The organism is Arcobacter sp. F2176 (assembly GCF_004116465.1).
In the GTDB taxonomy this organism is placed as follows: Bacteria; Campylobacterota; Campylobacteria; order Campylobacterales; family Arcobacteraceae; genus Arcobacter; species Arcobacter siniprincipis.
Genome location: NZ_PDJV01000057.1, coordinates 1 through 502, shown reverse-complemented (window position 1 = coordinate 502; position 502 = coordinate 1). Strand labels below are relative to the sequence as shown.

Below are 502 nucleotides of genomic sequence, written 5' to 3'. Positions count from 1 at the left end.
GAGGGGAGGAGAGAAGGGGAAAGAGAGGGGGGAGAGGAGAGGGAGGGGGGAAGGGAAGAGGGAGAGGGGGAGGAGGAAGGAGAAGGAAGGGGAAAGGAAAAAAAGAAGATAAGAAAAAGGAGGGAAGAAGGGGAGAGAAAGGGGGGAGGGGGAGGAAGAAAAAAAAAAAGAAGGAAAAGAGGCAGGGGGAAAAAAGAAGGAAAAGGGAGTGAAAAGGAAAGGAAGGAGAGAGGAAGAGAAGGAGGAGGGGGAAGAGGAAGGGGAAGGGGAAGAGGGAAAGAAAGAGAAGGAGGAGAAGGAAATAGGGACGGAGTACGACAAGACGGGGGGGGGAAAGGAACAGGGCGACGTCAGGGAAGGGAACGTGACGGTGTTCAAGAGAATGAAGACATAGACAAAGCAGAAGACAAGGGGTGCAAGGCAAGAGACAAAGAAGAGGAGAAGGGGGGAAGAAAAAACGCACAACGAAGGAGAAAAAAAAAAAAACACTTGGAGAAAACGG

Annotated in this window: 1 protein-coding gene; it reads left to right on the top strand. The window is 51.0% G+C overall.

Going from position 1 to position 502, the window contains the following annotated elements:
* On the top strand, window positions 1-502 hold a 502-nt coding region (locus CRU95_RS17005; protein WP_258238750.1), incomplete at both ends, for a hypothetical protein.